General features: G+C 73.3%; 21 protein-coding genes. 8 read left to right on the forward strand and 13 right to left on the reverse strand.

Going from position 1 to position 25,070, the window contains the following annotated elements:
• Positions 1-25: 25 nt before the first annotated feature.
• Positions 26-334 (reverse strand): hypothetical protein, encoded by a 309-nt coding sequence (locus AMK29_RS27925; protein WP_073818241.1) that lies wholly within the window; start codon positions 332-334, stop codon positions 26-28.
• On the reverse strand, positions 331-1,161 hold the full coding sequence (locus AMK29_RS27930) for an LLM class F420-dependent oxidoreductase (protein WP_073818243.1): 831 nt from the start codon (positions 1,159-1,161) through the stop codon (positions 331-333). The genes AMK29_RS27925 and AMK29_RS27930 overlap by 4 nt, the downstream gene beginning before the upstream one ends.
• A gap of 209 nt (positions 1,162-1,370) precedes the next feature.
• On the opposite strand from AMK29_RS27930, the gene AMK29_RS27935 reads away from it, so the two are divergent.
• Positions 1,371-2,111, forward strand: coding sequence for a GNAT family N-acetyltransferase (locus AMK29_RS27935; protein ID WP_073818244.1), 741 nt, complete (start codon positions 1,371-1,373; stop codon positions 2,109-2,111).
• Positions 2,112-2,198: 87 nt separating this feature from the next.
• Positions 2,199-2,411 carry a hypothetical protein gene (locus AMK29_RS27940; protein WP_073818246.1) on the forward strand — a complete coding sequence of 71 codons (213 nt, stop codon included), beginning with the start codon at positions 2,199-2,201 and terminating at the stop codon, positions 2,409-2,411.
• A gap of 112 nt (positions 2,412-2,523) precedes the next feature.
• Here the strand turns inward: AMK29_RS27940 and AMK29_RS27945 are convergent, their stop codons facing one another.
• The 7 genes from AMK29_RS27945 to AMK29_RS27975 all read right to left on the reverse strand — a co-directional run bounded on the left by AMK29_RS27945 (position 2,524) and on the right by AMK29_RS27975 (position 12,345).
• Positions 2,524-4,101 carry an APC family permease gene (locus AMK29_RS27945; protein ID WP_073818247.1) on the reverse strand — a complete coding sequence of 526 codons (1,578 nt, stop codon included), beginning with the start codon at positions 4,099-4,101 and terminating at the stop codon, positions 2,524-2,526.
• A gap of 261 nt (positions 4,102-4,362) precedes the next feature.
• Complete coding sequence (locus AMK29_RS27950; RefSeq protein WP_073818417.1) at positions 4,363-5,796, reverse strand: aldehyde dehydrogenase family protein; 1,434 nt, start codon at positions 5,794-5,796, stop codon at positions 4,363-4,365.
• 116 nt (positions 5,797-5,912) lie between these two features.
• Positions 5,913-7,652: an N-acyl-D-amino-acid deacylase family protein gene (locus AMK29_RS27955; RefSeq protein WP_073818249.1), complete on the reverse strand. Its 1,740-nt coding sequence runs from the start codon at positions 7,650-7,652 to the stop codon at positions 5,913-5,915.
• A 411-nt stretch (positions 7,653-8,063) separates the two neighbouring features.
• Entirely contained in the window at positions 8,064-9,185 is a 1,122-nt protein-coding gene (locus AMK29_RS27960; protein ID WP_073818251.1) for an LLM class flavin-dependent oxidoreductase, read from the reverse strand.
• Positions 9,186-9,294: 109 nt separating this feature from the next.
• Positions 9,295-10,056: an SDR family NAD(P)-dependent oxidoreductase gene (locus AMK29_RS27965; RefSeq protein ID WP_073818252.1), complete on the reverse strand. Its 762-nt coding sequence runs from the start codon at positions 10,054-10,056 to the stop codon at positions 9,295-9,297.
• Positions 10,057-10,070: 14 nt separating this feature from the next.
• Entirely contained in the window at positions 10,071-10,991 is a 921-nt protein-coding gene (locus AMK29_RS27970; RefSeq protein WP_073818254.1) for an LLM class F420-dependent oxidoreductase, read from the reverse strand.
• Between the two features lie 136 nt (positions 10,992-11,127).
• A complete protein-coding gene (locus AMK29_RS27975) occupies positions 11,128-12,345 on the reverse strand; it encodes an amidohydrolase family protein (RefSeq protein ID WP_073818256.1) in 1,218 nt (405 codons plus the stop codon).
• A gap of 419 nt (positions 12,346-12,764) precedes the next feature.
• Between AMK29_RS27975 and AMK29_RS27980 the strand changes: the two genes are divergently transcribed.
• Positions 12,765-15,746: an AfsR/SARP family transcriptional regulator gene (locus tag AMK29_RS27980; protein WP_073818419.1), complete on the forward strand. Its 2,982-nt coding sequence runs from the start codon at positions 12,765-12,767 to the stop codon at positions 15,744-15,746.
• A gap of 215 nt (positions 15,747-15,961) precedes the next feature.
• Complete coding sequence (locus AMK29_RS27985; RefSeq protein WP_073818257.1) at positions 15,962-16,207, forward strand: hypothetical protein; 246 nt, start codon at positions 15,962-15,964, stop codon at positions 16,205-16,207.
• 210 nt (positions 16,208-16,417) lie between these two features.
• On the opposite strand, the gene AMK29_RS27990 is transcribed toward AMK29_RS27985, so the two are convergent.
• Together AMK29_RS27990 and AMK29_RS27995 are read right to left on the reverse strand one after the other, a co-directional pair.
• On the reverse strand, positions 16,418-17,077 hold the full coding sequence (locus AMK29_RS27990; RefSeq protein ID WP_073818259.1) for an LppU/SCO3897 family protein: 660 nt from the start codon (positions 17,075-17,077) through the stop codon (positions 16,418-16,420).
• 111 nt (positions 17,078-17,188) lie between these two features.
• Positions 17,189-18,739 carry a FadD3 family acyl-CoA ligase gene (locus AMK29_RS27995; RefSeq protein ID WP_073818260.1) on the reverse strand — a complete coding sequence of 517 codons (1,551 nt, stop codon included), beginning with the start codon at positions 18,737-18,739 and terminating at the stop codon, positions 17,189-17,191.
• 100 nt (positions 18,740-18,839) lie between these two features.
• On the opposite strand from AMK29_RS27995, the gene AMK29_RS28000 reads away from it, so the two are divergent.
• From AMK29_RS28000 to AMK29_RS28010, 3 genes are read left to right on the forward strand one after another with little or no spacing between them, the layout of a single operon-like run.
• The gene (locus AMK29_RS28000; RefSeq protein ID WP_073818262.1) at positions 18,840-19,982 is read left to right on the forward strand and encodes a lipid-transfer protein; all 1,143 of its coding nucleotides are present in this window, start codon (positions 18,840-18,842) and stop codon (positions 19,980-19,982) included.
• Positions 19,983-19,991: 9 nt separating this feature from the next.
• Positions 19,992-20,417, forward strand: a complete 426-nt coding sequence (locus tag AMK29_RS28005) for a Zn-ribbon domain-containing OB-fold protein (RefSeq protein WP_073818264.1) — start codon at positions 19,992-19,994, stop codon at positions 20,415-20,417.
• Positions 20,414-21,190 (forward strand): enoyl-CoA hydratase/isomerase family protein, encoded by a 777-nt coding sequence (locus AMK29_RS28010; RefSeq protein ID WP_073818265.1) that lies wholly within the window; start codon positions 20,414-20,416, stop codon positions 21,188-21,190. Before AMK29_RS28005 ends, AMK29_RS28010 begins: the two co-directional genes overlap by 4 nt.
• Before the next feature lie 45 nt (positions 21,191-21,235).
• Here AMK29_RS28010 and AMK29_RS28015 read toward each other — a convergent pair whose 3' ends face one another.
• Positions 21,236-21,871, reverse strand: coding sequence for a hypothetical protein (locus AMK29_RS28015; RefSeq protein ID WP_073818267.1), 636 nt, complete (start codon positions 21,869-21,871; stop codon positions 21,236-21,238).
• 128 nt (positions 21,872-21,999) lie between these two features.
• Between AMK29_RS28015 and AMK29_RS28020 the strand changes: the two genes are divergently transcribed.
• Positions 22,000-22,599: a hypothetical protein gene (locus tag AMK29_RS28020; protein ID WP_073818269.1), complete on the forward strand. Its 600-nt coding sequence runs from the start codon at positions 22,000-22,002 to the stop codon at positions 22,597-22,599.
• Here the strand turns inward: AMK29_RS28020 and AMK29_RS28025 are convergent.
• Positions 22,596-25,019: an outer membrane protein assembly factor BamB family protein gene (locus AMK29_RS28025; protein WP_073818271.1), complete on the reverse strand. Its 2,424-nt coding sequence runs from the start codon at positions 25,017-25,019 to the stop codon at positions 22,596-22,598. The two genes, AMK29_RS28020 and AMK29_RS28025, sit on opposite strands and share 4 nt — an antisense overlap.
• Between the last annotated feature and the right edge of the window lie 51 nt (positions 25,020-25,070).

Raw genomic sequence — 25,070 nt, forward strand, 5'->3', positions numbered from 1 at the left:
GTCCCGCTTCGGGCGGGAAGGCCGGTCAGTCGGTGTCCTCGGGATGCCGGGGCGCCGCGTACACCAGGTGCACCGTCCTGCGCGGCTCGTCGACCGGATACCGCACGCGAGCACCGGCCGTGACCTCGAACTCCCCCTGCGGGTAGGCCCGCCCGCCGAGGGTCCCGGTGGCGAGCCGACCGCGCAGCCGGTGCTGCCGGTCCGGGTCGGTCTGCCGGAGCGGATCGCCGCGCGGGGCTTCGAAGCAGCGCCGGGTGTCGCCCGGCGCCTCGGCGGCGAGTTCGCCCCGTCCCTTCGCCGCCTCGTTCGCAGTATTCCGAAGTCGATCGCTCACAGATACGCGGCGTACGCGTCCAGCACCCCCAGGACCTCCGTCTCGTCCCCCGGCGGCAGCTGGAGCACCACCTCCTCGCAGCCCAGGTCGGCGTAGCGGGCGAGCTTGCCCGGGTTCGGCAGGACCGCGTACGGGACGATCTGGAGGGCCTTCGGGTCGCGGCCCGCCCGCTCCCAGGTCTCCCGCAGGACCGGCAGGGACTCCGTCAGGCCCCGGCCGCCGATCGGCATCCAGCCGTCGGTCCGCGCGGCGATCTGCGCGAACAGCTTCGGGCCCGCCGCCCCGCCGAGGAGCGTGCGCGGCGCCCCGCCGGCCGGCTTGGGCCATGCCTGGGAGGCCCGTACCGAGTGGCCGAACCCTCCCTCGTACGCCGTCGGCTCCGGCGCCCACAGGGCCCGCATGAGGTCGAGCCGGTCGCCGGTGAGCTCCCGCCGGGTGGACCAGTCGACGCCGTGGTCGGCGGCCTCCTCACGGTTCCAGCCGTAGCCGACGCCGAGGGTGAACCGGCCGCCGGAGAGGTGGTCGAGCGTGGCGATCTGCTTGGCGAGGGCGATCGGGTCGTGCTGGGCGAGCAGGGTGATGCCGGTGCCGAGCCCGAGGCGCTCGGTGACGGCGGCGGCCTGCCCGAGCGCCACGAACGGGTCCAGGGTGCGCCCGTACTCGCGGGGCAGTTCGCCGCCCGCCGGGTAGGGCGTGGCCCGTTCGACGGGGATGTGGGTGTGTTCGGGGAGGTAGAGCCCGGCGAAGCCGCGCTGTTCGAGCTCGCGCGCCAGCCGCACCGGGGTGATGGTCTCGTCGGTCAGGAAGATCGTGGTCGAGATCCGCATAGCGGCACGGTAGGGGGTGCGGTGCGGATTTCCGAGAGGTGAGGCGGGGCGGGTGCGGTGCGGATTTCCGACAGGTACGACGGAGGGGGCGGCGCGGATCTCCGGCAGGTACGACGAAGGGGGCGGCGGATCTCCGAGAGGTACGGCGGCGCGGGGCGGTCGCCGGAAATCCGACTGCGCCGCCGCTCCCGGCCCCCTACCGTGGGCCGGTGCTGAAGCGAATCGAGAGCTATTACGACGCCGTTCCCCGGTCCTCCGCCCGGGTGGAGGAGTTCGGGCCGCTGGCCCTGTTCGTGCAGGAGGGGCAGGGCTGGCCGTACTACGCGCGCCCGGCCCTCGGGGCCGCCGGTGAGATCCCGGTCGGGGCCGTGGAGGAGGTCCGGGCGCGGCAGCGGGAGCTGGGCGTGCCCGAGGCCTTCGAGTGGGTCGCGGAGACGACGCCGGGGCTGCGGGCGGCCGTGGAGGCGAGCGGACTCACGGTTCACGAGCACCCGCTGATGGTCCTGGACGGCGACGGGCTCGCCGTGCCGGAGCCGGAGGGCGTCACCGTACGGATGGTCGGCGCGGACGATCCCGCCCTGGAGAGCGCCGTCGCCGCCCCCTACGCCGCCTTCGGTGTCCCCCCGGAGCCGGGCACGGCGGCGCGGATCGGCGCCAGGATCGAGGCCGGGTGGACCAGGCTCGCGGCGGCGCTGGACGACGGGGGAGGCGCCCTGTCGGCCGGCCAGCACCAGCCCGTCGGGCCCGTGTCCGAGGTCGTCGGCGTCGGCACGGTGCCGTCGGCGCGGCGCCGGGGTCTGGGCCTCGCGGTGACGGCGGCCCTGGTCGCGGACGCCCGCGCCCACGGGGCGGAGATCGTCTTCCTGTCGGCGTCGGACGCGGACGTGGCCCGGCTGTACGGCCGGCTGGGCTTCCGTACGGTCGCGACGGCCCTGATCGCGGAGGCGTAGGGGCGGGCCGTCGGCCCGGCGGTCGTGGGCCTGGGCCCCCGGCCCGGCGGTCGTAACCGGATCTACCCCTTCCGCGTTGGTGCGGGCATGAAGAAGATCCTCACCGCAGCCGCCCTCTCCTGTCTCGCCGCCGCCGGCGGCCTCTCCGCCGCCGGTACCGCCGCCGCCGACACCGGCGGTATGAACCTGCCCTCGGTCGTGCCGCTCAGCGGCGTCCTGACCCCCAAGGCCACCCCGGCCGGAACGCCCGAGCTGCCGGCCGCCAACGCGACGGTGCAGGGTCTGCTGCCCGGGCACTGATCCCGAGGCGCTGATCCCGAGGCGCCGGCCCCGGAGCGGAAAGACGAAGGTGGCGGGACCCCCCACGGGCCCGCCACCTTCGCGTTTCGGATGACTCAGGAACGTACGGCCGTCAGTCGGCGACCACCAGCGACGGGGTCTCCTTCGTCAGGACCTCGCCCCGGAAGAAGGCGGGGCTCCTGCGCTGCATGACCAGCATGATCACCACGCCCAGGAGCAGCAGTCCGACGCCGATCACGAAGACCGAGCCGACGCCGAGGACGGCCGAGCCCGAGCCGTACGCCGGGTCCCACATGTCGTACAGCGTCTTGCCGAAGACGGCGGTGAGCATCAGGCCGCCGAGCAGCGGCATGAGGCCCTTGTAGGCGAAGTCGCGGCCGGAGCGGAAGAGCTCGCGGCGGAAGTACCAGACGCAGGCGAAGGCCGTGAGCGCGTAGTAGAAGCAGATCATCAGGCCGAGCGCGTAGATCGTGTCGACGAGGACGTTCTCGCTGACCAGGGTCATCACGGTGTAGAAGACGCCGGTGGCGACGCCGGCGACGATCGTGGCCTTGCCGGGGGTCTTGAAGACCGGGTGGACCTTGGTGAAGGACTTCGGCAGCGCCTCGTACGTGGACATCGCGAGCACCGTGCGGGCGACCGGGATGAACGTGGTCTGGAGGCTGGCGGCGGCCGAGGCGAGCACCGCGACGAAGAGCAGGATGCCGAGCGTGGGGCCCATGACGGGGCCGGCGAGCGCGGCGAAGACGTTGTCGGACGTCTCCGGGTTGGCGAGGCCGAGGCCCTCCTCGCCGGAGCCGACGACCATCTGCGCGGCGATGCCGGTGGCCAGGTAGGAGCCGACCAGCACGACCATCGCGATGAGCGCGGCCCGGCCGGGGGTCTTGGCGCTGCCGGTGGTCTCCTCGTTGGTCGCCATGCAGGCGTCCCAGCCCCAGTACATGAAGATCGAGAGCGAGAGCCCGGCGGTGAAGGCGGCGAAGGACTGGACCGCGAACGGGTTCATCCAGGACCAGGAGAAGTCGACCGAGGTCTCGAAGGAGCCGGCCTTCGTCAGGGCCATGCCGACGAAGACGGCGAGGACGACGAGCTGGAGGCCGACGAGGGCGTACTGGACGCCCTTGGTGGCGGTCATGCCGCGGTAGCTGATCGCGGTGGCGGCGGCGATGAGCGCGAGGCAGGTGACGATGTGGACGGCCTTGTTGTCGTCCAGGGCGGCGATGGACTCGTTGCCGCTGACCTCCCCGGCGAGGAGCCAGAAGTAGGAGGTCGCGACGCCGGCCAGGTTCGAGAGCACGATGATCGTCGCGATGACGAGGCCCCAGCCGCACATCCAGCCGATCCGGGGGCCGAAGGCCTTCACGGTCCAGGTGAAGGAGGTGCCGCAGTCGGGCATGACCCGGTTGAGTTCCCGGTACGCGAAGGCGACGAGGAGCATCGGGAGGAAGCCCGCGAGGAAGACGGCGGGCATCTGCAGTCCGACCTCGCCGGCCGTGGAGCCGAGGGTCGAGGTCAGACAGTAGACGGGGGCGACCGTGGAGATGCCGATGACGGCACTGCCGAGGAGGCCGACGGAGTTCCCGCCGAGGCCCTTGGTGCGAACGCCGTGCTTCTCGCCTGCGCCGGCGCCCGGGGCGTCGACGCCCCTTACCGCGTCTCCGGCCTGGGGCCGTGCTTCCACCTGAGTCATGAACAGGACGTTAAATGCTGCGGTTTCCACATCCGGAGCTCTTGACTCCGCAAGATGCGGCGATCATCCGCCTTGGTTTGAGAGGCGGAATCGGGACAGCCGCCAATGATTGAAAGATCGACGACCGCGAGGGGCCGACCAACTGGTAGGTCGGTCGAGCCATGTCCGATATGCGGGAACCGCAGCAGAGCCCGAAATGTCCGTTTCCAAATTTTCCCGAGGAATTTTCGGGGAGAACCACCGGCCGTCGCCGGGCCGGGCTCAGCCCGGCCACACCACCGCCTGCAGCTCGCTGTACGCGTGCAGCGCGTACGAGCCCACGTCCCGTCCGACCCCGCTCTTCTTGAATCCGCCGAACGGCGCCTCCATGTTCCGGCCGATCGTGTTCACCCCCACCCCGCCGGCCCGCAGCCGGGCGGCGATCCGGAAGGCGCGGGCCACGTCGCCCGACCACACGTAGTCGAGGAGCCCGTAGTCGCTGTCGTTGGCGAGCGCGATCCCCTCCTCCTCGTCGTCGAAGGGGACGACCACGACGACCGGGCCGAAGATCTCCTCCCGGACCACCCGCATCTCGTTCGTGCAGTCGACGAGCAGCGTCGGCGCCACGTAGAACCCCGTGGCGAAGTCCGGACGCTCGCCACCCGCCACGACCCGCGCCCCCTCCTTGCGGCCGAGCTCGACGTACGCCTCCACCCGGTCGCGGTGGGCCGCCGAGATCACCGGGCCGACCACCGTGCCCCGCGCCGCCGGATCCCCCACCTTCATGTACGCCATGTATCCGGTCAGCTTCTCGACCAGCCGCTCGTAGATCCCGCGCTGGGCGAGCACCCGGGTCGGGGCGGTGCAGATCTGACCGCTGTAGAAGGCGAACGTCGTCCCGATCCCCATGACCGCCGCGTCCAGGTCGGCGTCGTCGAGGACCAGCGCGGCGCCCTTGCCGCCCAGCTCCATCAGCTGCCGCTTCAACGCGCGGCCGCAGACCTCGCCGATCGCCTGCCCGACGGCCGTGGAGCCGGTGAACGACACCATGTCGACGTCCGGGGAGTCCACCGCCGCCTCGCCCGCCTCCGCGCCCGACCCGGTGACCACGTTGACGACGCCCGGCGGCACCCCGGCCTCCGCCAGGGCCCGGGTCATCGCGTACACGGAGAGCGGATCCTGCGGGGCCGGCTTCACGAGGACCGTGTTGCCCATGGCGAGAGCGGGGGCGATCTTGCCGGCCGGGTTGGCCCAGGGGTTGTTGTACGAGGTGATGCAGGTGACGACGCCGACCGGGCGCCGCACCGCCACCGCGCCGAACACCCCGGCCTTCCCCATCGGGCCCGCCTCGTTGATCTGCGGGGGCAGCGCCTGCTCCACCGGTTCCAGGGCGCCCCGCGCGTACCGCCGGAAGCGGGCGGCGCCGACCGCGACCTGCATGCCCCGCGCGGTGCCGGTCGTCGCGCCCGTCTCGGCGCGGGCGAGGAGCGTGTTCGCCTCGGCGTCCCTGGCCATGAGGTCGGCGGCCCGGTCGAGGATCGCGGCCCGCTCCTCCGGTCGCGTACGCGACCAGGTGGCGAAGGCCTCGCGGGCGGCGGCGGCCGCCTCGTACACCTGGCGCCTGCTCGCCTCGGGCGCGAGACCGACGACGGCCTCGGTGGCGGGGTCGATCACCTCGTAGTGGCCGCCGTCGGGCTCGACCCACTCGCCACCGATGAAGAGCCGCTCGACCCGGACCGCGCTCGCCTGGCGGCCGCCACTCGCCTCGTGGCCGCCGCTGGCCTCGCGTGCACGGCTCACCTCGTCGCCACCGCTGACCTCCCGTGCACCGCTCACCTCGTGCTCACCGTCCTCGTGTCGCGGCCGGAGCGCAGCACCTTCCCCGGGATCGCGCCGGTGACCTCGTCGTCCCGTACCGTCTCCACGCCGTTGACCCGCACCGACACGATCCCGACCGCCCGCGAGTCCAGGCGCGGGCTGTCCCCCGGCAGGTCGTGCACCAGGGTCGCCGGGCCCGCGTCGATCCGCTCCGGGTCGAAGAGGACCAGGTCCGCGTGGAAACCCTCGGTGATCCGGCCCCGCTCTCGGAGCCCGAAGAGCCGGGCCGGGTCGTCGGTCAGCATCCGCACGGCCCGCTCCAGGGGGACCAGCCTCCGGCCGCGCAGGCAGTCCCCGAGGAAGCGTGTGGTGTACGGCGCCCCGCACATCCGGTCCAGGTGGGCGCCCGCGTCCGAGCCGCCGAGCAGGACGTCCTCGTGGTCCCAGGTCTCGCGGCGCAGCGCCCAGGAGGCCGGGTCGTTGTCGCGGGGCATCGGCCACAGGACGGTCCTGAGGTCGTCGTTGGCGCAGATCTCGACGAGGCACTGGAAGGGGTCCTGGCCGCGTTCGGCGGCGATGTCGTCGACGACGCGGCCGGTGAGACCCTCGTTCTCGCGGCTGTACGTGTCCCCGATGACGTACCGCCCGAAGTGCGCGAGGCGCCGGAAGACCCCCGCCTCCTTCGAATCCGCGCGCCGCAGCAGCTCGGCCCGCACGTCCGGGTCGCGGAGCCGCGCGATCCGCTCGGGGACGGGGAGCGCGAGGACCTCGCCCCACCCCGGGATGAGGTTGAGGGCGCAGAAGGTGCCGAGGGACATGTTCATCGGGGTGAGGATCGGCATGGTGAGGGCGACGATCCGGCCGCCTGACTTCCGGGCCCGTTCGGAGGCGGTGAGCTGGCGCGGGACGCGTTCGGGGACGGCGGCGTCGATGGTGAGGACGTTCCAGTTGAGGGGGCGTCCGGCGGCGGCGCTCATCTCGACGAAGAGGTCGATCTCGTCGTCCGAGAACTGGTCGAGGCAGCCGGCCAGGATCGCCTCGATCTGGGTGCCCTCGTGCTCGCCGACCGCCCGGGACAGGGCGATCAGCTCGTCGGGGCGCGCGTGCCGGGAGGCGACGGGGGCGCCGTCGCCGTCGGAGTGCGTGGACGACTGGGTGGTGGAGAGGCCCCAGGCCCCGGCCGCCATGGCCTCCTTGAGCAGCGCGACCATCTGCTCCAGCTGCTCGGGGGTGGGCTGCCCGCCGACGGCGTCGGCGCCCATCACGTAGCGGCGCAGGGCGCAGTGGCCCACCATGAAGCCGGCGTTGACGGCGATCCGTCCGTCGAGCGCGTCGAGGTACTCGGCGAACGACGACCAGCTCCAGTCGACGCCCTCCTCCAGGGCCTTCAGGGCCATGCCCTCCACCTTGGACATCATGCGGCGGGTGTAGTCGGCGTCCTCGGGCCGGTCCGGGTGGAGCGGGGCGAGGGTGAAGCCGCAGTTGCCGCCGGCGACGGTGGTCACGCCGTGGTTCATGGAGGGGGTGGCGTACGGGTCCCAGAACAGCTGGGCGTCGTAGTGGGTGTGCGGATCGACGAAACCGGGGGCCAGGACGAGGCCGGTGGCGTCCTCGGTCGTACGGGCGCGCTCGACCGCGGTGCCGGGCTCGGCGACGAGCGCGATGCGGCCGTCGCGTATCCCGACGTCGGCGACGAAGGCGGGGGCGCCGGTGCCGTCCACGACGGTGGCGCCCTTGATGAGGTGGTCGAGCATGGGGTCCCTCTCTGCGCGGGGTCTCTGCGAGGCGGGGGTGGTTTCTCGTGGCGGGGGGGGCGGCACCGTGCGGTGCGGGCGCGTTGATCGGTGCGGTTCCTCGTGTGTGGGCGCCGGGTGTGCCCCGGACCGGGGGCCGCCGCGGGGCCTCCGGCCGGGGCCGTCACGGAGCGGCGGTCCGGGAAGACGCCACTCCGCGCTCATGGGACGCCGGGGCCGCCGCGCCCCCCGTGGTGGGCACACGCCCGCCCCGCCCCCCGTTGTGGGCACCCCGTGCACGGCGCACAGGGGTGCGGGTCAAGGCGCAGGGGGCGGCGGCGCTGCCAAGGGCGCCGTCCCGTGTGCCCGCCCGTCCCGCCCCAGCGGGACGAATGCCCACACGGCGGGGGGGGGCGGGGCGGCTCCGCAGGGTCAGGGTGCCGAACGGCGGAAGCGGGTCGTGCGGTGGACCGGGTCCGTATCGATCTTCGGGATCACGTGCTCACCGATCAGCCTGATCGAGTTCATCGTGTCCTCGTACGAGATCCCGATCGGCAGCCCGAACGACAGCTGGTCCGCCCCCGCCTGCTCCCACCGCTTGCACTGCGCCAGCACCTCCGACGGATCGCCGCAGATCATCAGCTCCTCCTGGATGAGGAGTTCGATGATCTCGGCCGAGTACTCGGGCAGGAGCTCCGGCCACTCCGGGACGCCCTCCGGCCGCGGGAAGGTGTCGTGGTAGCGGAAGAGAAGGGACTGGAGGTAGTTCAGACCTCCGCCCACCGCGATCTCGACCGCCTTGTCGTGGGTCTCGGCGCAGATCGCGGTCGACGTCACCATGACGTTGTCATTGACGAAGTCGCCGATCGCCCGCGCCTCTTTGATGGCCGTCTTGTACGACTCGACGACCCACTCCATGTCGGAGACCTTCTGCACGCTGAAGCCGAGGACGCCGAGCCCCTTCCGGCCGGCCATGGCGTACGAGGAGGGGGACCCGGCGGCGTACCACATGGCGGGATGGGACTTCCCGTACGGCTTGGGGAGGACCTTGCGGGGCGGCAGCGACCAGTGCTTGCCCTGGAAGCCGGCGTACTCGTCCTGGAGCCACATCTTGGGGAACTCGGCGATCGTCTCCTCCCACAGCTCCTTGGTGTGGTTCATGTCGGTGATGCCCGGCATGAACCCGAGGATCTCGTGGGAGCCCGCTCCCCGGCCGGAGCCGAACTCGAAGCGTCCGCCGGAGAGGTGGTCGAGCATGGCGACCTTCTCGGCGACCTTCACGGGGTGGTTGACCGGCGCGAGGGGGTTGAAGATTCCGGAGCCGAGGTGGATGCGGTCGGTGGCGTGGGCGAGGTAGCCGAGGTAGACGTCGTTGGCCGAGAGGTGCGAGTACTCCTCCAGGAAGTGGTGCTCCGAGGCCCAGGCGTACTTGAAGCCGGACCTGTCCGCCTGGATGACGTACTCGGTCTCCTCCATGAGGGCCTTGTGCTCGGCTTCGGGATCGGTCTCGGCGCGCTTGCCGACGTATCCCTGTACGAAGATCCCGAATTCCAAGGGGGTTCACCGTCCTCGTGATTTTCTGACGAGTCGTCAGATTCGTGATGTGCCCGACTGTGGCACCACCCGACAGGAGCGTCAATACCTGATGGACCGTCACATAGCGCTAGAAGAGGCTGACCCCGGCCAGCCAGCCGCCGTCGATCACGAACGGCTGCCCCGTGATGTACGCCGAGTCCTCCCCGGTCAGGAAGAGCGCCAGGAGGGCCACCTCCTCGGGGCGCCCGATCCGCCCGAGCGGCACGAGCTTGCGGTACAGCTCGGCCGTGGCCGCCGGGTCCACGCCCCCGGGGCTGCTCATGGGGGTGTCGATCGCCCCGGGGCAGACCGCGTTCACCCGAATCCCCCGGGCCGCCAGCTCCAGGGCCGCGACCCGGGTCAGCCCGAGCACGGCGTGCTTGCTCGCCGCGTAGGCACCGACCCCCGCCATCCCGGTGAGCCCGGTGTACGAGGCGGTGTTGACGATCGTCCCGCCGCCGGCCGCCGCGATCTCGGGCGCGACCGTCCGGATGCCGAGGAAGCAGCCGGTCTGGTTGACGGAGACGACCGCCTGGAACTCCTCCAGCGGGGTGGCGAGCAACTCGTTGAAGCGGAGGACGCCCGCGTTGTTGACGAGACCGTCGATCTTCCCGAACCGCTCCTTGGCGGTGTCCACGGCCGCCGTCCAGTCGGCCTCCCGGGTCACGTCCAGGTGGACGTACACGGCCCGCTTCTCCCCCAGCTCCCCGGCCAGCGCCTCCCCGGCGTCGTCGAGCACGTCCGCGAGGACCACCCGCGCGCCCTCGGCGGCGAACAGCCGCGCCTCCTGCTCGCCCTGCCCGCGCGCCGCGCCGGTGACGAGGACGACCCGCCCGTCCAGCTTGCCCATGCCTGCCACGCTCCTCAGTTCAGGTGGGGGGCGACCTCCGTGCCGAAGGCCGCCATCTGGTCGACGAGTTCGGTACGGCTCCGGGAGCGGAACCGGACCTGGATCTGGTCCACACCCATCTCCCCGTACGCGCGCAGGGAGGCGGCGATCTCCTCCGGCCGGCCGCTCAGGGTGCGCCGGCCGACCGCCCAGCCGGGCGCCCCGACGTAGAGGGGTTCGGTGATCGCGCCCACCGTGATCGGCTCCGCGATCCCGGCGTCCGCGCGGAGCCGCAGCAGGCGCCGGATCTGTTCGGCGAGCCTGTCGCGCGGGTCGCCCTGCGGCAGCCAGCCGTCCCCCTTGAGCGCGGCCCGGCGCACGGCGGCCGGGGAGGAGCCCCCGACCCAGAGCGGGACCCGCTCCTGCGCGGGCCGGGGCAGCTGGCCCAGCTCCTTGAAGGCGAACCGCTCCCCCGAGTGCTCCGGGTACTCCTCGGGCCCGAGCGCCGCCCGCAGCGCGTCGACGGTCTCGTCGAGCACGGCGCCCCGGCGCGCGAAGTCCACGCCGAGCGCCTCGAACTCCTCCCGCACGTGCCCGGCGCCGACCCCGAGGACCAGCCGGCCGCCGGAGAGGTGGTCGAGGGTCGCGTACGCCTTGGCGGTGACGAGCGGATGGCGCAGCCCGACGACGGCGACGTGCGAGAGGAGCCGGATCCGCCCGGTGGCGGCGGCGAGGAAGGAGAGCGTGGCGACCGGGTCGTACCAGACGGTGCTCATGGCCTCGGCGAGCCGGCGCGGGATGGCGACGTGGTCGCAGCTCGCGAGGTAGTCGAAGCCGTGCGCCTCGGCGGCCCGGGCGACGGCGAGCAGATCACCGGGCCCGGCGTCCGCCTCCCAGGCCTCGGCGTAGAGGGCGGACTGCGACTGGACGGGCAGCTGCATCCCGTAGACGACCATGGTGACCCCTTTACTGACGGCCCGTCAGATGATGAGTGCCCCATCGTCACCGCCCCCGCCCCATCAGGCAAGGGCCACGACATGGCCGCCGCCGTCGGTCACGGGCGCCACCGTCGGTCACGGCCGCCGCCGTCGGTCACGGGCGCCAGAGGCCGTCCGGGGTCAGGCCGAGGAGGTCGATCGCGTTGCCGCGGACGATCCGCTCGACGACATCCGGCGGCAGGTGCCCCATCTGGGCCTCACCGACCTCCCGGGACTTGGGCCAGGTGGAGTCCGAGTGCGGGTAGTCCGTCTCGTACAGGACGTTCCCCGCGCCGATGGCGTCGAGGTTGCGGAGCCCGAAGGCGTCGTCGAAGAAACAGCCGAAGACATGACCGGCGAAGAGTTCGGACGGCGGGCGCAGCACCTTCTCGGCGACGCCGCCCCAACCCCGGTTCTCCTCCCAGACGACGTCGGCGCGCTCCAGGATGTAGGGGATCCAGCCGATCTGGCCCTCCGCGTACATGATCCGCAGGTTCGGGAAGCGCTCGAACTTGCCGCTCATCAGCCAGTCGACCATCGAGAAGCAGCAGTTAGCGAAGGTGATGGTGGAGCCCACGGCCGGCGGGGCGTCGGCCGAGGTGGACGGCATCCGGCTGGAGGAGCCGATGTGCATGGCGATGACCGTGCCGGTCTCGTCGCAGGCGCGGAGGAAGGGGTCCCAGTGGTCGGTGTGCACCGACGGGAGCCCGAGGTGCGGCGGGATCTCAGAGAAGGCGACGGCCCGTACCCCGCGCGCGGCGTTGCGGCGCACCTCGGCGGCGGCGAGTTCCGGGTCCCAGAGCGGGATGAGGGTCAGCGGGATCAGCCGCCCGTGGGCCTCGGGCCCGCACCACTCCTCCACCATCCAGTCGTTGTACGCGCGGACGCAGAGCAGCCCGAGCTCGCGGTCGGCCGCCTCCGTGAAGGTCTGCCCGCAGAAGCGGGGGAAGGTGGGGAAGCAGAGGGCGGACTGGACGTGGTTGACGTCCATGTCGGCGAGCCGGTCGGGGACGGAGTGCGATCCGGGCCTCATCTGCTCGTACGTGATGACTTCGAGGCGTATCTCGTCGCGGTCGTAGCCGACGGCGGTGTCGAGCCGGGTGAGGGGCCGGTGGAGGTCCTCGTAGACCCACCAGTCGCCGATCGGACCGTCGTCGCCCTTCTCCCCCATCACCGGGGCGAACTTGCCGCCGAGGAAGGTCATTTCCCTGAGGGGCGCGCGGACGATCCGGGGGCCGGTGTCGCGGAAGCGTGACGGGAGCCGGTCCCGCCAGACGTGCGGGGGCTCCACGGTGTGGTCGTCCACCGAGATGATCTTCGGGAAGGTCTCCATGCTTTTCACGGTAGCGCTGATCTGACGGTCCGTCAGCTAGTGTGCGACGATCGGCGGCCGGGGGCGGGCGCGGAGGGACCTGGGCGGTGGCACGGGCGGTGGCCCGGACGGTGGCACTGGGCGGTGGCACGGGCTCCGTCGCGGACGACCGTGCCGGGGGCGGCGCCAACGCGGCGTCGTGACGGGCCGTAGTGCGGCCGACCCGATGCTGACGGACCCCCTCCGGACAAGGCAGACTGTCCAGGGCGAAACCAGCGGTACGGGCAGGGGGAGCGATGGACCGTGAGAACGGGCCGCGAGTTCCGGTGCAGCGGACACCGACGACGGACGCGGGTGCCGACTCCGGCGGCGCGCGCACGGGTACGGATACGGAGGTGGGCGCCGGCCCTCGCGCCGACGCGGGCACCGACACCGGCGCCATGGCCGCGCTCGCCCAGGACAGGGGCCCGGACACCGCCGCCGCGGCCGCGCCCGCGCTCGCCCGTGCCGGAGGCGTCGCCCCCGCCGCCGGGCTCCGCTTCGCCGTGCTCGGGCCCGTGCGGGCCTGGCGCGACGGGGAGCCCGTACCGACCGGGTCGCCCCAGCAGCGGGCCCTGCTCGCCGCCCTGTTGCTGCGCGGCGGGCGCACCGCCACCGCGTCCGAGCTGATCGACGCGCTCTGGGGCGAGGAGTCGCCCTCGCAGGCCCTCGCGGCCGTACGGACCTACGCCTCCCGCCTCCGCAAGGCCCTCGGCCCCGAGGTCCTCGTCAGCGAGTCCGGCGGCTACGCCCTGCGGACCGGCCCCCACGCGCTCGACGTCTCCAGGGCCCAGGAGCTCGGCGCCGAGGCCGAGAAGCTGCGGGTCTCCGGCGACCGCGCGGGCGCACGCGACCGGCTCGCGGAGGCCCTCGACCTGTGGGACGGCGAGGTGCTGGCCTCCGTACCCGGCCCGTACGCCGAGACCCAGCGGACCCGCCTGGAGGAGTGGCGGCTCACTCTCCTGGAGACCCGGCTCGACATCGACCTGGAGGTCGGCGCGCACGCCGAGGCCGTCTCCGAACTGACCGCGCTCACCGCCGCGCACCCGCTGCGCGAGCGGCTCCGCGAGCTGCTCATGCTGGCGCTCTACCGCAGCGGACGGCAGGCGGAGGCGCTCGCCGTGTACGCCGACACCCGCCGGCTCCTCGCCGACGAGCTGGGGGTCGACCCCACCCCCGAACTCTCCCGGCTCCAGCAGCGCATCCTCCAGGCCGACGCCGAGCTCGCCCGCCCGGTCGAGGAGACCGCCCCCGCCGCCGCGCCCGTCGCCCGTCCCGCCCAGCTCCCGGCGACGGTCCCGGACTTCACGGGCCGGGGCTCCTTCGTACGGGAGCTCGGCGCCCGGCTCGCCACCGCCGAGGGCCAGGTGATGGCGGTGTCGGCGCTCGCGGGCATCGGGGGCGTCGGCAAGACGACGCTGGCCGTGCACGTGGCCCACGAGGCACGGCCGCACTTCCCGGACGGCCAGCTGTACGTGGACCTCCAGGGCGCCGGTTCACGCGCCGCGGCGCCGGAGACGGTCCTCGGCTCGTTCCTCCGCGCGCTCGGCACGCCGGACTCGGCGATCCCGGACTCGCTGGACGACCGGGCGGCGCTGTACCGGTCGACGCTCGACGGGCGCCGGGTCCTCGTCCTCCTCGACAACGCCCGGGACGCGGCCCAGATCCGCCCGCTGCTGCCCGGCACGGCGGGGTGCGCGGCCCTGGTGACGAGCCGCATCCGGATGGTCGACCTGGCGGGGGCGCACCTGGTGGACCTGGACGTGATGTCCCCGGAGGAGGCGCTCCAGCTGTTCACCCGGATCGTCGGCGCGGAGCGGGTGCAGGCCGAGCGGAAGGCGGCCCTGGACGTGGTCGCCGCCTGCGGCTTCCTGCCCCTGGCGATCCGTATCGCCGCGTCCCGCCTCGCGGCCCGCCGCACGTGGACGGTGTCGGTCCTGGCGGCCAAGCTGGCGGACGAGCGGCGGCGGCTCGACGAGCTGCAGGCGGGCGACCTGGCGGTGAAGGCGACCTTCGAGCTCGGCTACGGCCAGCTGGAGCCGGCCCAGGCCCGCGCGTTCCGCCTCCTCGGCCTGGCCGACGGTCCGGACATCTCGCTGGCCGCGGCGGCGGCGGTGCTCGACCTTCCGCTCCGGGACACGGAGGACCTCCTGGAGGCCCTGGTCGACACGTCGCTGGTGGAGTCGGCGGCTCCGGGTCGCTACCGCTACCACGACCTGGTCCGTCTCTACGCGCGTGCGTGCGCGGACCGCGACGAGCAGCCGCCGTCGGAGAAGGAGGCCGCGCTCTCCCGGCTCCTCGACTTCTACCTGTCGACGGCGGCCCGCGTCTACGCGATCGAACGCCCCGGCGACCGGCTGGTGGACCACCTGGAGCCGACGGGCTACGAGGGCCTGACGTTCACGGACCGCCACGAGGCCCAGGACTGGCTCTACGCCGAGGCCAACTGCCTCCTGGCCACGGTCCGCCAGTCCGCCGCCGCCCCGTCGACCCTGCGCAGGGCGGTGGACCTGCTGTGGGCGTCCCTCGACCTGGGCGAGTCCGGGGCGAACTCCCGGGAGTTCGAGGCGACGGGGGCGGTCGTGCGCAGCGCCGCCCACGCCCTCGCGGACGACAGGGCCGAGGGCCGTGCGTACATGGTGCTCGCGGGCGTCCACCACACGGCGGGCCGCTTCGAGGACGCCGACCGCGACGCCGAACGCGCCCTGCCCCACGCCGACCGGGCCGGCGATCCGGTGCCGGCCTGTTGGTCCGCCAACGCGCGGGGGATCATCGCCCTCTACCAGAACCGCTTCACGGAGGGCGAGGAGTACCTCACCGCGGCGATCGAACGGTTCCGGGAGATCGGGGACGAGCCGGGCGAGGCGAGTGCCCTGTGCAATCTGTCGCGCATCCACCTGGCGACGGGGCGGACGTCGAGCGCCATCGCCCTCGCCCGGCAGGGTACGGAGATCTACGACTCGATGGGTCACACGCTGCGGGGCGCCAACGGGCGCTACGCCCTCGGTCTCGCGCTCACCCAGGACAACCAGCTCTCGGCGGCCGGCGACCGGCTCAGGGAGGCCCTGGCGGTCTTCGCCGACAGCAGGCAGCGGCTGTGGGAGGGCATGACCCACTTCCGGCTGTCCGAGGTGGACCTCGCGGCCCGGCGCCACGCCCAGGCGGCGTCGAACGCGGAGATGGCCCTCACGGTGCTGCGGGGCATCGGCGGCGAGTGGCGGCGGGGCAACGTCCTGACCGTGCTCGGCCGGGCCCTCTTCGGCATCGGCCAGAGCGGCCGGGCGCTGGTCTGCTGGCGGGAGGCCCTCGGCATCTTCGAGGAGCTCGGGGCCCCGGAGGCGACGGACGTCCGCGCGCTGCTGGCGCCCGCGACGGCCGCGTAGGGCCGTTGGCCAGTACGTTCATCGTTCGTTTATCGCGGCACGGCAAGCTCTGCTGCATGACGATCCGCCGCGTCGGGGGGCAGACGGGTCGCCGATGAGGGCCACACCCGGCAGTACTAGGGTGACCGGCTCCGGAGATTCGTCCAGCCGTCCACGGGGGAACGACTGGACGGATCTCCTCACATCTCGGACATCACACGCAGGAGTTGACGAGCATGACCGACCCGAAGAAGCAGGACCCGCTCATCACCACCAAGGACATGCACGCCACCTCCGAGCCGGCGGTCGGCGCGATCACCGAGAAGATCACCGGCGGCGGCCAGGGGGCGTCCGTCACCACCAAGGACATGCACGCCACCTCGGAGCCCGCGATCGACGCGATCACCGAGAAGATCACCGGCGGCCACGAGGAGACCATCACCACGATGGACATGCACGCCACGACGGAGCCGGCCAAGTAGACCATTCCCGACGGGGAACGGCCGCGGCGGCGACTTCGGGGGAGCCGCCGGGGCCGACCGGGGAGGTCCGGTCGACGGGGGAGCACACGGGCTCGGGGGACACCCGACGGCACCAGGGGGGAGCCGTCCGGGCAGGGCCCGTGCGCAACGCGATCGGACCACCGCGAAGAGGGGCCGGGCATCCGCCCGGCCCCTCCGGCGTACCCGGGCTCACCGCGCGTAGGAGCCGAGGCCGATCAGGCAGTACACGTATTCGCTGACCACGGCGCCGTTCATGGTGTAGCGGTGCGAGAAGGCGTACTGGGTCTTGGGGTTGGAGTTGCAGTTGTCCATGTCCGAGGTGAAGGGGAAGGTCTGGATCACCTTGTAGTGCGCGTCGGCCGCCGAGCAGGAGACCTCCTCCACGTCGTCGACCGTCTGCGCGGTCGTCGAGTCGGGGAGGGAGCCGTTGAGGCAGGTGCCCTTGTCGTACGGGTCGGGCTCCTTCTCGGTGGGGGTGGCGGCGGGCGTCGGATCGAGGTCGAGGCTCGGGAACGGCGAGTACGAGAAGGTCGGCACCGGGCCCGGGCCGCGCGAGCCGGTCGTGCCGCCGTCCCCGTCGTCCAGAAGTGACACGCCGCCGATGATCGCGCCGATCACGAGGAGGGGGACCAGGCAGCCGAGGATCCCGGACTTCTTGGCGGGCTGCGCCCCGGCGACCGTGATGCGCAGGTACACCGTGCCGTCGCCGAGCCGGGCCGCGACGAGTTCGCCGTGGCGGCAGGGGCGGACGGTGAGGTGGGCGGTGCCGGTCGGCAGCTGGACGGGGATGATCACGCCCTGGGCCGCCTGCTGCGGGGTGAGGGTGAGGGGGATCTCTTGCGTCGACACCGGCTGCTCCTGGAGAGGGCGAGGGGAGGTGCGGGACTGCCCATATGACGTGTACACGGAGGGAGTTGGTTGCGGCGGCGGCACGCCGGGGCGGTCGGCGACCGTCTCGCGTCAGCGCCCCGTCCGGGCCCGCAGCTCCCCCTTCACCACCTTCCCGCTCGCGTTCCTCGGCAGTTCCGTCACGAACTCGACCTCCCTCGGGACCTTGTAGTTCGCCATCTCGCGGCGTGACCAGGCGATCAGGTCGTCCGCGGTGACCCGCGCCCCCGGCCTCCGTACCGCGAAGGCCTTGCCGACCTCGCCGAGGCGGGCGTCGGGGACGCCGATCACGGCGACGTCCGCGATGTCGGGGTGGACGCCGAGGAGTTGCTCGATCTCGGCCGGATAGGCGTTGAAGCCGCCCACGATGAACATGTCCTTGAGCCGGTCGGTGATCCGCAGGTTGCCCGCCTCGTCGAGGACGCCGACGTCGCCGGTGCGGAGCCAGCCGTCCTCGTCGATCGCCGCCGCCGTCGCCTCCTCGTCCTCGAAGTAGCCGCTCATCACGTGGTGGCCCCTGACCAGGACCTCGCCGGTCGGAGAGAGGCGGACCTCGGTGCCGGGGATCGGGCGGCCCGAGGTGGTGGCCACGGTCGCGTCCGGGTCGTCGCGGCGGCACATGGTGACGATGCCGCTCGCCTCGGAGAGCCCGTACGCGGTGAGGACGGTGCCGACGCCCAGGTCGGTGCGGAGCCGTTCGACGAGCCGGAGCGGGACCACGGCCGCGCCCGTGACGACGAGGCGCAGGGAGGTCAGGTCGTGTGCGGGGCGGGCGGGGTGGTCGAGGAGGGACTGGTGGAGGGTGGGCGGTCCGGGGAGGACCGTGACGCGTTCGGCGGCGATGTGGGCGAGGACGGTGTCGACGGTGAAGACGGACTGGGGAATGATCACCGCGCCCCGCATCAGGCAGGCGAGGATCCCGGCCTTGTAGCCGAAGGTGTGGAAGAAGGGGTTGACGACGAGGTAGCGGTCGCCCTCCCGGAGGCCGGCGAGCTCGGACCAGATCGCGTAGCAGCGCAGGCTCTGGGCGTGACTGATGACGGCGCCCTTGGGCCGGCCGGTGGTGCCGGAGGTATAGATGATGTCCGAGGGGGCGCTGGGGTCGATGCCCTCGGCCCGGGCGCGGACCCGGCCGGCCGGGACGGTGTCGCCCTCCGCGAGGAAGGCCTTCCAGGTGGTCCACTCCTCCGGTGCGGTGTCCCCGAGGACCACGACCTTCTCCAGGTGCGGCAGCGCGACCCCGGAGCGGCGCAGGGAGGCCACGTACGAGGTGCCGAGGAAGGTCCCGGTGACGAAGAGCAGCCGGGCCCGGGAGCGCTGGAGGACGTGGGCGGCCTCGGTGCCCTTGAAGCGGGTGTTGAGGGGGACGAGGACGGCGCCCGCGGTGACGGCGCCGAGGGCGGCGACGATCCAGTCGAGGGTGTTGGGGGCCCAGACGGCCACCCGGTCGCCGGTCCGGATGCCGGTGGCGACGCAGGCGGCGGCGGCCCGTTCGACGCGTTCGCCGAGCTCGGCGTAGCTGACGCGGGTGCGGCCGTCGACGACGGCCTCCCGCGCGCCGTACCGCTCGGCCGCAGCCCGTACGAGTCCGGGGATCGTGCCCCACTCCAGGTCGCCGCGCATCTCCACCTCCGCCGATCCGGTCAGCTGACTGTTCGTCAGATTAGTTGTAACCTGACGCGCTGTCAGCAGTGCCCGCAGTGCTGCCCCATGAGGAGGTTCGGTGCTCAAGGACGCCACGGCCATCGTCGGGATCGGACAGACCGCCTTCGCGAAACAGCTCCCCGAGACCGAGAAGGCCCTCGCCTGCCGGGCGATCCTCGCCGCCCTCGACGACGCGGGGATCGACCCGTCCGAGGTCGACGGCTTCGCCTCGTACACCATGGAGGAGACCGACGAGGTCGAGGTCGCCAAGGCCGTCGGCGCCGGTGACGTCACCTTCTTCTCCAAGGTCGGCTACGGCGGCGGCGGCTCCTGCGCCACCGTCGGCCACCTCGCCGCAGCCGTCGCCACCGGACAGGCGAGCGTCGGCGTCGCCTGGCGGTCGAGGAAGCGGGGCAGCGGCCCCCGCCCCTGGAAGAACACCGCCGTCCAGCTGCCCACCCCCGGCCAGTGGACCCGGCCCTTCGGCCTGCTGCGCCCCGCCGACGAGATCGGCATCCTCGCCCGCCGCTACATGCACGAGTACGGCGCCACCCGCGACCACCTCTTCAACGTCGCCCTCGCCTGCCGCAACCGCGCCAACCAGAACCCCGACGCGATCATGTACGAGCGCCCGCTGACCCGCGAGATGTACATGACCGCCCGCTGGATCAGCGAACCCCTCTGCCTCTTCGACAACTGCCTGGAGACCGACGGCGCGCTCGCGTGCGTGATCGTCTCCGCCGAGCGGGCCCGGGACTGCCGGCGCAGGCCCGTCTACGTCCACTCCGCCGCCCAGGGCCTGCCCGCCCAGCACCACGGAATGGTCAACTACTGGAACGACGACCCGCTGTCCGGACCCGCCTGGACGGCAGCGCGCCACCTCTGGAAGCACGCCGACTTCGGCCCCCAGGACGTCGACGTCGCCCAGATCTACGACGCCTTCACCCCGCTCGTCCCGCTCTCCCTGGAGGGCTACGGCTTCTGCGGGCGCGGCGAGGGCGCCGCCTTCACCGAGGGCGGCGCCCTGGAGATCGGCGGCCGGCTGCCCCTCAACACCGGCGGCGGCGGCCTCTCGGAGGCGTACGTCCACGGCTTCAACCTCATCACCGAGGGCGTGAAGCAGCTGCGCGGCACCTCCACCGCCCAGGTCCCCGACGCCGCCACCTGCCTCGTCACGGCGGGCGAGGGCGTCCCCACCTCCGCCATCCTGCTCAGGAACTGAGGAGTCGAGATGCTGACCCCCGTCATCGACGAGGACGGCGCCCCCTTCTGGGAGTACGCCGCCCGGGGCGAACTGCGCGTCCAGAGCTGCGCCGACTGCGGCGAGCTCCGCTTCCCGCCCCGGCCCTGCTGCCCGCACTGCCGGTCCTTCGCGAGCGCGTGGCGCCTGATGTCCGGACGCGGCCGCATCTGGTCCTACGTCCTGCCCCACCCGCCCCTCCTGCCCGAGTACGCCGCCCAGGCCCCGTACAACGCGGTGCTCGTCGAGCTCGTCGACGCCCCCCGCATCCGCCTCGTCGGCAACGTCGTCGCCGCCCCCGGCGCCCCCCTGAACTCGGTCGACCCGGGCCGGCTGCGCATCGGCGCCCCGGTCAGGGTGGCCTTCACCGAGGTCGACGGCCTCGCCGTCCCCCGCTGGCTCCTGGAGCGCGGATGAGCGTCCGGGTCGACCGCGACAAGGAGACCGGGGTCGCGGTCGTCACCCTCGACCGGCCGGAGAAGCACAACGCGATCACCCTGGACATGGCCCGTGCCCTCGGCGCCGTCTGGCGGGGCTTCCGGTACGAGGACGAGATCCGCGCGATCGTCGTCACCGGGGCCGGGGGGCGGGCCTTCTGCACCGGCATCGACCGGGAGGCCGCCGGGAACGTCCCCCAGCCCTCCTCCCCGTACACGATCGACGACCCCCTCCTCGCGATCGGACCCAAGGCCAACGACCTGTGGAAGCCGGTCGTCGCCGCCGTCGAGGGCATGGCCTGCGGAGGGGCGTTCTACCTCCTGGGCGAGGCCGAGTTCCTGATCGCGGGCGAGGACGCCGTCTTCTTCGACCCGCACACCACCTACGGGATGGTCAGCGCGTTCGAGACCGTCCACATGGCGCTGCGGATGCCGTACGGGGAGATCGCCCGCACGGCGCTGATGGGCGTCGCCGAACGGGTCTCGGCCCGGCGGGCGTACGAGACGGGGCTCGTCTCCGAGCTGACCCCGCCCGGCGGGGCGCTCGACGCCGCCCTCGCGGCCGCCGCCGTCGTGGCGGGCCATCCCACCGAGGCCGTCCAGGGCACGGTCCGGGCCCTCTGGTCGGTGCACCAGACGGCCAGGGCCCAGGCCCTGGCCCACGCCCCGCACCTGGTCACCCTGGGAAACCTGCCGCCGGAGCGCCAGGCGGAGCTGTTCACCCGGCGGGGGCAGGAGTTCAGGACGAGGTAGGAGAGGTCGCGGAGGCGTCGGGTCAGGAGGTGGGTGAGGGGTGGGTCAGGAGGTGGTCGAGGGGGTGGGTGAAGGTGTGGTCGCGGGGGTCGCGGTGGCGGTGGTGCCCGGCACCTCGCCCTCGTCGAAGGCCACGCACTCCTCCACCCGGCCGACGGTCTCCGGGTGCGCCATCGCCACCTCGAAGGTCTTCGTCCCCCTGCGCTCGACCGTGACCGTCCTCTCGGCCTGGTCCACGATCCGGTGCCCCGCCCCCTCGAACCGCACGACGACCCGGAACGTCTTCTCCTCCCACGCGTCCGAGGTGATCCGCACCGTGGCCGTGGTGTCCGCCTTGACCGCCCGCTTGCCCTTGCGCTTCTTCTGCGCGGGCTTCACACAGTCGACGACGGAGACGTGGACGTCCGCGGTGGGCGTGGAGGTCGGCGTGGGGTCGTAGGTGTACTCGTCGGCGGCGGACCGGCCCGAGCCGCCGGAGTCGCCCGAGCCGCTGTAGTCGCCGTTGCCCTTCTCGTCGTTGGAGCAGCCGCCGCCGGAGTCGTCGTCGGAGCGGCTCTTGCCGCTCTTGCTCTTCCCACCGCCGCCACCGCCGCTGCTGCTGCCGTGCCCGCTGTGGAATCCGGTCAGTGCCAGCACCACCACCGCGAGCGTCGCCGCCAGCTTCAGACGTGTGCGTACCATCGCCGCTCCCCCGTCGTCCCTGTCGTGTCCGCGCCACTCTAACGACGCCCCGGCGCCACCTGGCGGGCCCCCCTCACCCGGCGTAGCGTCGGGAGCGAGAGCGCCGGACCGCCAAGGAGGCGACAACGATGATCCGCAACGTCGTCGGCTCGGTCCTCGCCCTCGTCGGAGCGGCGGCCGCCGTCTGGAGCCCCTTCCGTGCCTGGTACGACGGCCGTCACGGCCGCGACTACGCCCTCGGCGACCTGTTCACCGGCATCACCGCCGACAAGGCGGACCTGTTCACGTCGATCCTGCTGCCGTTCCTCGTCGCCGCGCTCCTCACCCTCGTCGGGGTGGTGCTGCGCTCCCGTGCGCTCGTCGCCGTCGCCGGGGTCCTCGTCCTCGGCTTCACGATCCTGTGGATGGTGCGCGTCGGGCAGGCCGAGGGCAGTCTCACCGTCGGCGGCGACGCCGCGGGGCTCGGCGACGGCGTCGCCAACGCCCTCGGTGGCGGGGTCCTGCTGCTCCTCGGCGCACTCGTCATGTCCGGCCGGGGCCGCGCGCCCCGGGTGGACGGGGAGCGCGGGCCCGCCCACCCCGCCCCGTACGACGACCGGCCGCCGCCGGAGCACCCCGGCGACGACCCGCACCGGCACCCGCAGGACCCGTACGCGCCGACCCAGACCTACGACGTGCCGACGTGGCGCCCGGACGACCGGGACGAACCGCCGAGACACCAGCGCTAGGCCCGGCCGGTGGCCGTGCCCTTGACCGCGTCGAGCGCGTACACGCAGCGGTCCTTGCTGCACGCGTACACGACGCCGCCCCTGGCCACCGGCGAGCCGGTGATCTCGCCGCCGGTCGCGAGCTTCCAGCGCAGCTGACCGCCGGTCGCGTCCAGGGTGTACAGGACGTGGTCGGCCGAGCCGAAGTGCACCCGCCCGTCGGCGACGACCGGGGAGCCGACCAGCTCGCCGCCCGCCGCGAACCGCCACCGGGGGGTGCCGGTGACCGCGTCGAGCGTGTACAGGGCGCTGCCGCTGCCGACGTGCACGTTGCCGCCGGCCACGAGCACCGGCTCCGCCGACTGGCGCGGCTCGGTCGCGATCCGCCAGCGGTCCTGCCCGGTGGTGGCGTCGATCGCGTACACCGTGCCGAGGTGGTCGGAGAGGTACACCCCGCCGCCCGTCACCGCGGGCCCCGGCGCGAACGCCGGCGGCGAGAGGAAGACGGCCGGCGCCTCGAAGTGCCAGCGGACGTGCCCGGCGGCGATGTCGATCGACAGGACCCGGTTCCCCGCCGACACGTACACACAGCCGTCCTCGGCCGGGGCGACCCGGACCGGGACGTTCGCGCAGGAGGCGGCGTCGCCGATCGGGTACGACCAGCGCTCGACCCCCGTGCGGGCGTCGAGGGCCTGGAGCCGGGCCTCCCGCCACACGTACACGGTGTCGCCGTGCACGGCGGGCCCCGCCTCCGGGGTCTCGAAGTCGGTCTGGGCGCCGGTGATCTCCCACAGCTTGGCGCCGTTGGAGGCCTCCCAGCCCTGCACCCCGCCGCCGCGCGTGCCGGTGACGACCGTGCCCCGGTCGACCTGGAGCGAGTACACCCAGGCGTCCGTCCGCAGCCGCCAGCGCTCGCTGCCGTCGGACGCGTCGAGGGCGTAGAGGGTGGGCCCGTCGGAGGCGTGGATACGGCCCGAGGCGACGGCCATGGACCAGGCCACGTCCCGGGTCTTGAACTGGCGCCGGCCGCTGCCGGTGTCCAGGGCGTGCACCTCGAACGAGGTCACGTACAGCAGGTCGCCGTCGACGACGGGGGTGCCCCACACGTCGTTCGACATCCGGAAGCGCCACGGCCGCCAGGGGCCGGGCTCGGCCGGGGCCTGCTCGGAGCCCTGGGAGGGGACGCCCACCGGGCGGGCGCCCGGCGGCGGGCCGGGCTCCCCCGCGTACGAACCGGGGTCCGCGCCGTGCGGGCCGCCGCCGGGCGGACGGATCCAGCCGGTCGCCGGTCCGGCGTCGGCACCCCGGCCGACGGCGAGCGCGGCCCGGGTGTCGGCGACCCGGGGGCCGGGGCCGATCGGCACGGTGGCGCCGGCGAGGCGTACGGGACCGCCCGCGCTCTCGGCGGGCCCCGCGTGCCGCCCGCCGCCGACGGGCGCGGGCTCGGGACGGCGGCCGCCGGGCCCGGGGAAGCGCGGGTCGCCGCCGCCCTGGGGCTGCCGCGGCGGGCGCGGCGGCATCGGCGGCGCGGTCGGGGCCGGGGCGGGGCGGCCGCCGCGACGGGTCTCGATCATGGCGGTGGCGCTCTCCGGCAGCCAGGCCGAGGCCGTACCGCTGTCGTCGCTGCCGGGGCCGAAGAGGTGCGGGGCGAGCTGCGCCTGGAGGTCCGCCGGGGTGGGCCGGCGGGTGACGTCCATCTGCATGCAGGACTCGATGAGGGGCCGCAGCTCCTCGGGCAGGCCCTCCAGGTCGGGGCCCTCGCGGAGCAGCATGAAGACGGTCTCGACCGGGTTGGCGCCGTGGAAGGGCGCGTGGCCGGTGGCGGCGAAGACCAGCATGGAGCCCAGCGAGAAGACGTCGCTGGCTCCGGTGACGCTGCGCGAGTCGCGGGCCTGCTCGGGCGACATGTAGGCCGGGGTGCCGACGGCGACGTTGGTCATGGTCAGGCGCGTGTTGGAGACGCCCGACGCGATGCCGAAGTCGATCACCCGGGGGCCGTCCTCGACGACGAGGACGTTGGAGGGCTTGAGGTCGCGGTGGACCAGGCCCGCGCCGTGGATGGACTGCAGGGCCTCGGCGACGCCGGCGGCGAGCCATCGCACGGCCTGGGCCGGGAGCGGCCCGCACTCGTTCACTATCTCTTCGAGCGAGGGCGCGGGGACGTAGGCGGTCGCCAGCCAGGGCACGGCGGCCCGGGGGTCGGCGTCCACGACGGCGGCCGTGTAGAAGCCGGAGACCGCCCGCGCGGCCTCCACCTCCCGGGTGAAGCGGACCCGGAACAGCTGGTCCTCCGCGAGCTCCGTGCGCACGGTCTTGATCGCCACGCGCCGGCCCGAGGCCGAACGCGCGAGATAGACCAGGCCCATCCCGCCCGCGCCGAGCCGGCCCAGCACCTCGAAGGGCCCGATACGTCTCGGGTCGTGCTGCGTCAGCTGTTCCACTTGCCTGCCACCTCCCCGTACGGGCCATGAGTACGGCCCCGTGGCCCTGAT

This window comes from Streptomyces sp. CB02261 (assembly GCF_001905665.1).
In the GTDB taxonomy this organism is placed as follows: domain Bacteria; phylum Actinomycetota; class Actinomycetes; order Streptomycetales; family Streptomycetaceae; genus Streptomyces.

Bases quoted from the DNA above. Each gene is read 5' to 3' on its own strand.
- AMK29_RS27930 (WP_073818243.1), bottom strand. From the start codon at position 1,161: ATGCGGATCTCGACCACGATCTTCCTGACCGACGAGACCATCACCCCG.
- AMK29_RS27940 (WP_073818246.1), top strand. From the start codon at position 2,199: ATGAAGAAGATCCTCACCGCAGCCGCCCTCTCCTGTCTCGCCGCCGCC.
- AMK29_RS27945 (WP_073818247.1), bottom strand. From the start codon at position 4,101: ATGACTCAGGTGGAAGCACGGCCCCAGGCCGGAGACGCGGTAAGGGGC.
- AMK29_RS27955 (WP_073818249.1), bottom strand. From the start codon at position 7,652: ATGCTCGACCACCTCATCAAGGGCGCCACCGTCGTGGACGGCACCGGC.
- AMK29_RS27965 (WP_073818252.1), bottom strand. From the start codon at position 10,056: ATGGGCAAGCTGGACGGGCGGGTCGTCCTCGTCACCGGCGCGGCGCGC.
- AMK29_RS27970 (WP_073818254.1), bottom strand. From the start codon at position 10,991: ATGGTCGTCTACGGGATGCAGCTGCCCGTCCAGTCGCAGTCCGCCCTC.
- AMK29_RS27975 (WP_073818256.1), bottom strand. From the start codon at position 12,345: ATGGAGACCTTCCCGAAGATCATCTCGGTGGACGACCACACCGTGGAG.
- AMK29_RS27980 (WP_073818419.1), top strand. From the start codon at position 12,765: ATGGCCGCGCTCGCCCAGGACAGGGGCCCGGACACCGCCGCCGCGGCC.
- AMK29_RS27985 (WP_073818257.1), top strand. From the start codon at position 15,962: ATGACCGACCCGAAGAAGCAGGACCCGCTCATCACCACCAAGGACATG.
- AMK29_RS27995 (WP_073818260.1), bottom strand. From the start codon at position 18,739: ATGCGCGGCGACCTGGAGTGGGGCACGATCCCCGGACTCGTACGGGCT.
- AMK29_RS28005 (WP_073818264.1), top strand. From the start codon at position 19,992: ATGCTGACCCCCGTCATCGACGAGGACGGCGCCCCCTTCTGGGAGTAC.
- AMK29_RS28010 (WP_073818265.1), top strand. From the start codon at position 20,414: ATGAGCGTCCGGGTCGACCGCGACAAGGAGACCGGGGTCGCGGTCGTC.
- AMK29_RS28015 (WP_073818267.1), bottom strand. From the start codon at position 21,871: ATGGTACGCACACGTCTGAAGCTGGCGGCGACGCTCGCGGTGGTGGTG.
- AMK29_RS28020 (WP_073818269.1), top strand. From the start codon at position 22,000: ATGATCCGCAACGTCGTCGGCTCGGTCCTCGCCCTCGTCGGAGCGGCG.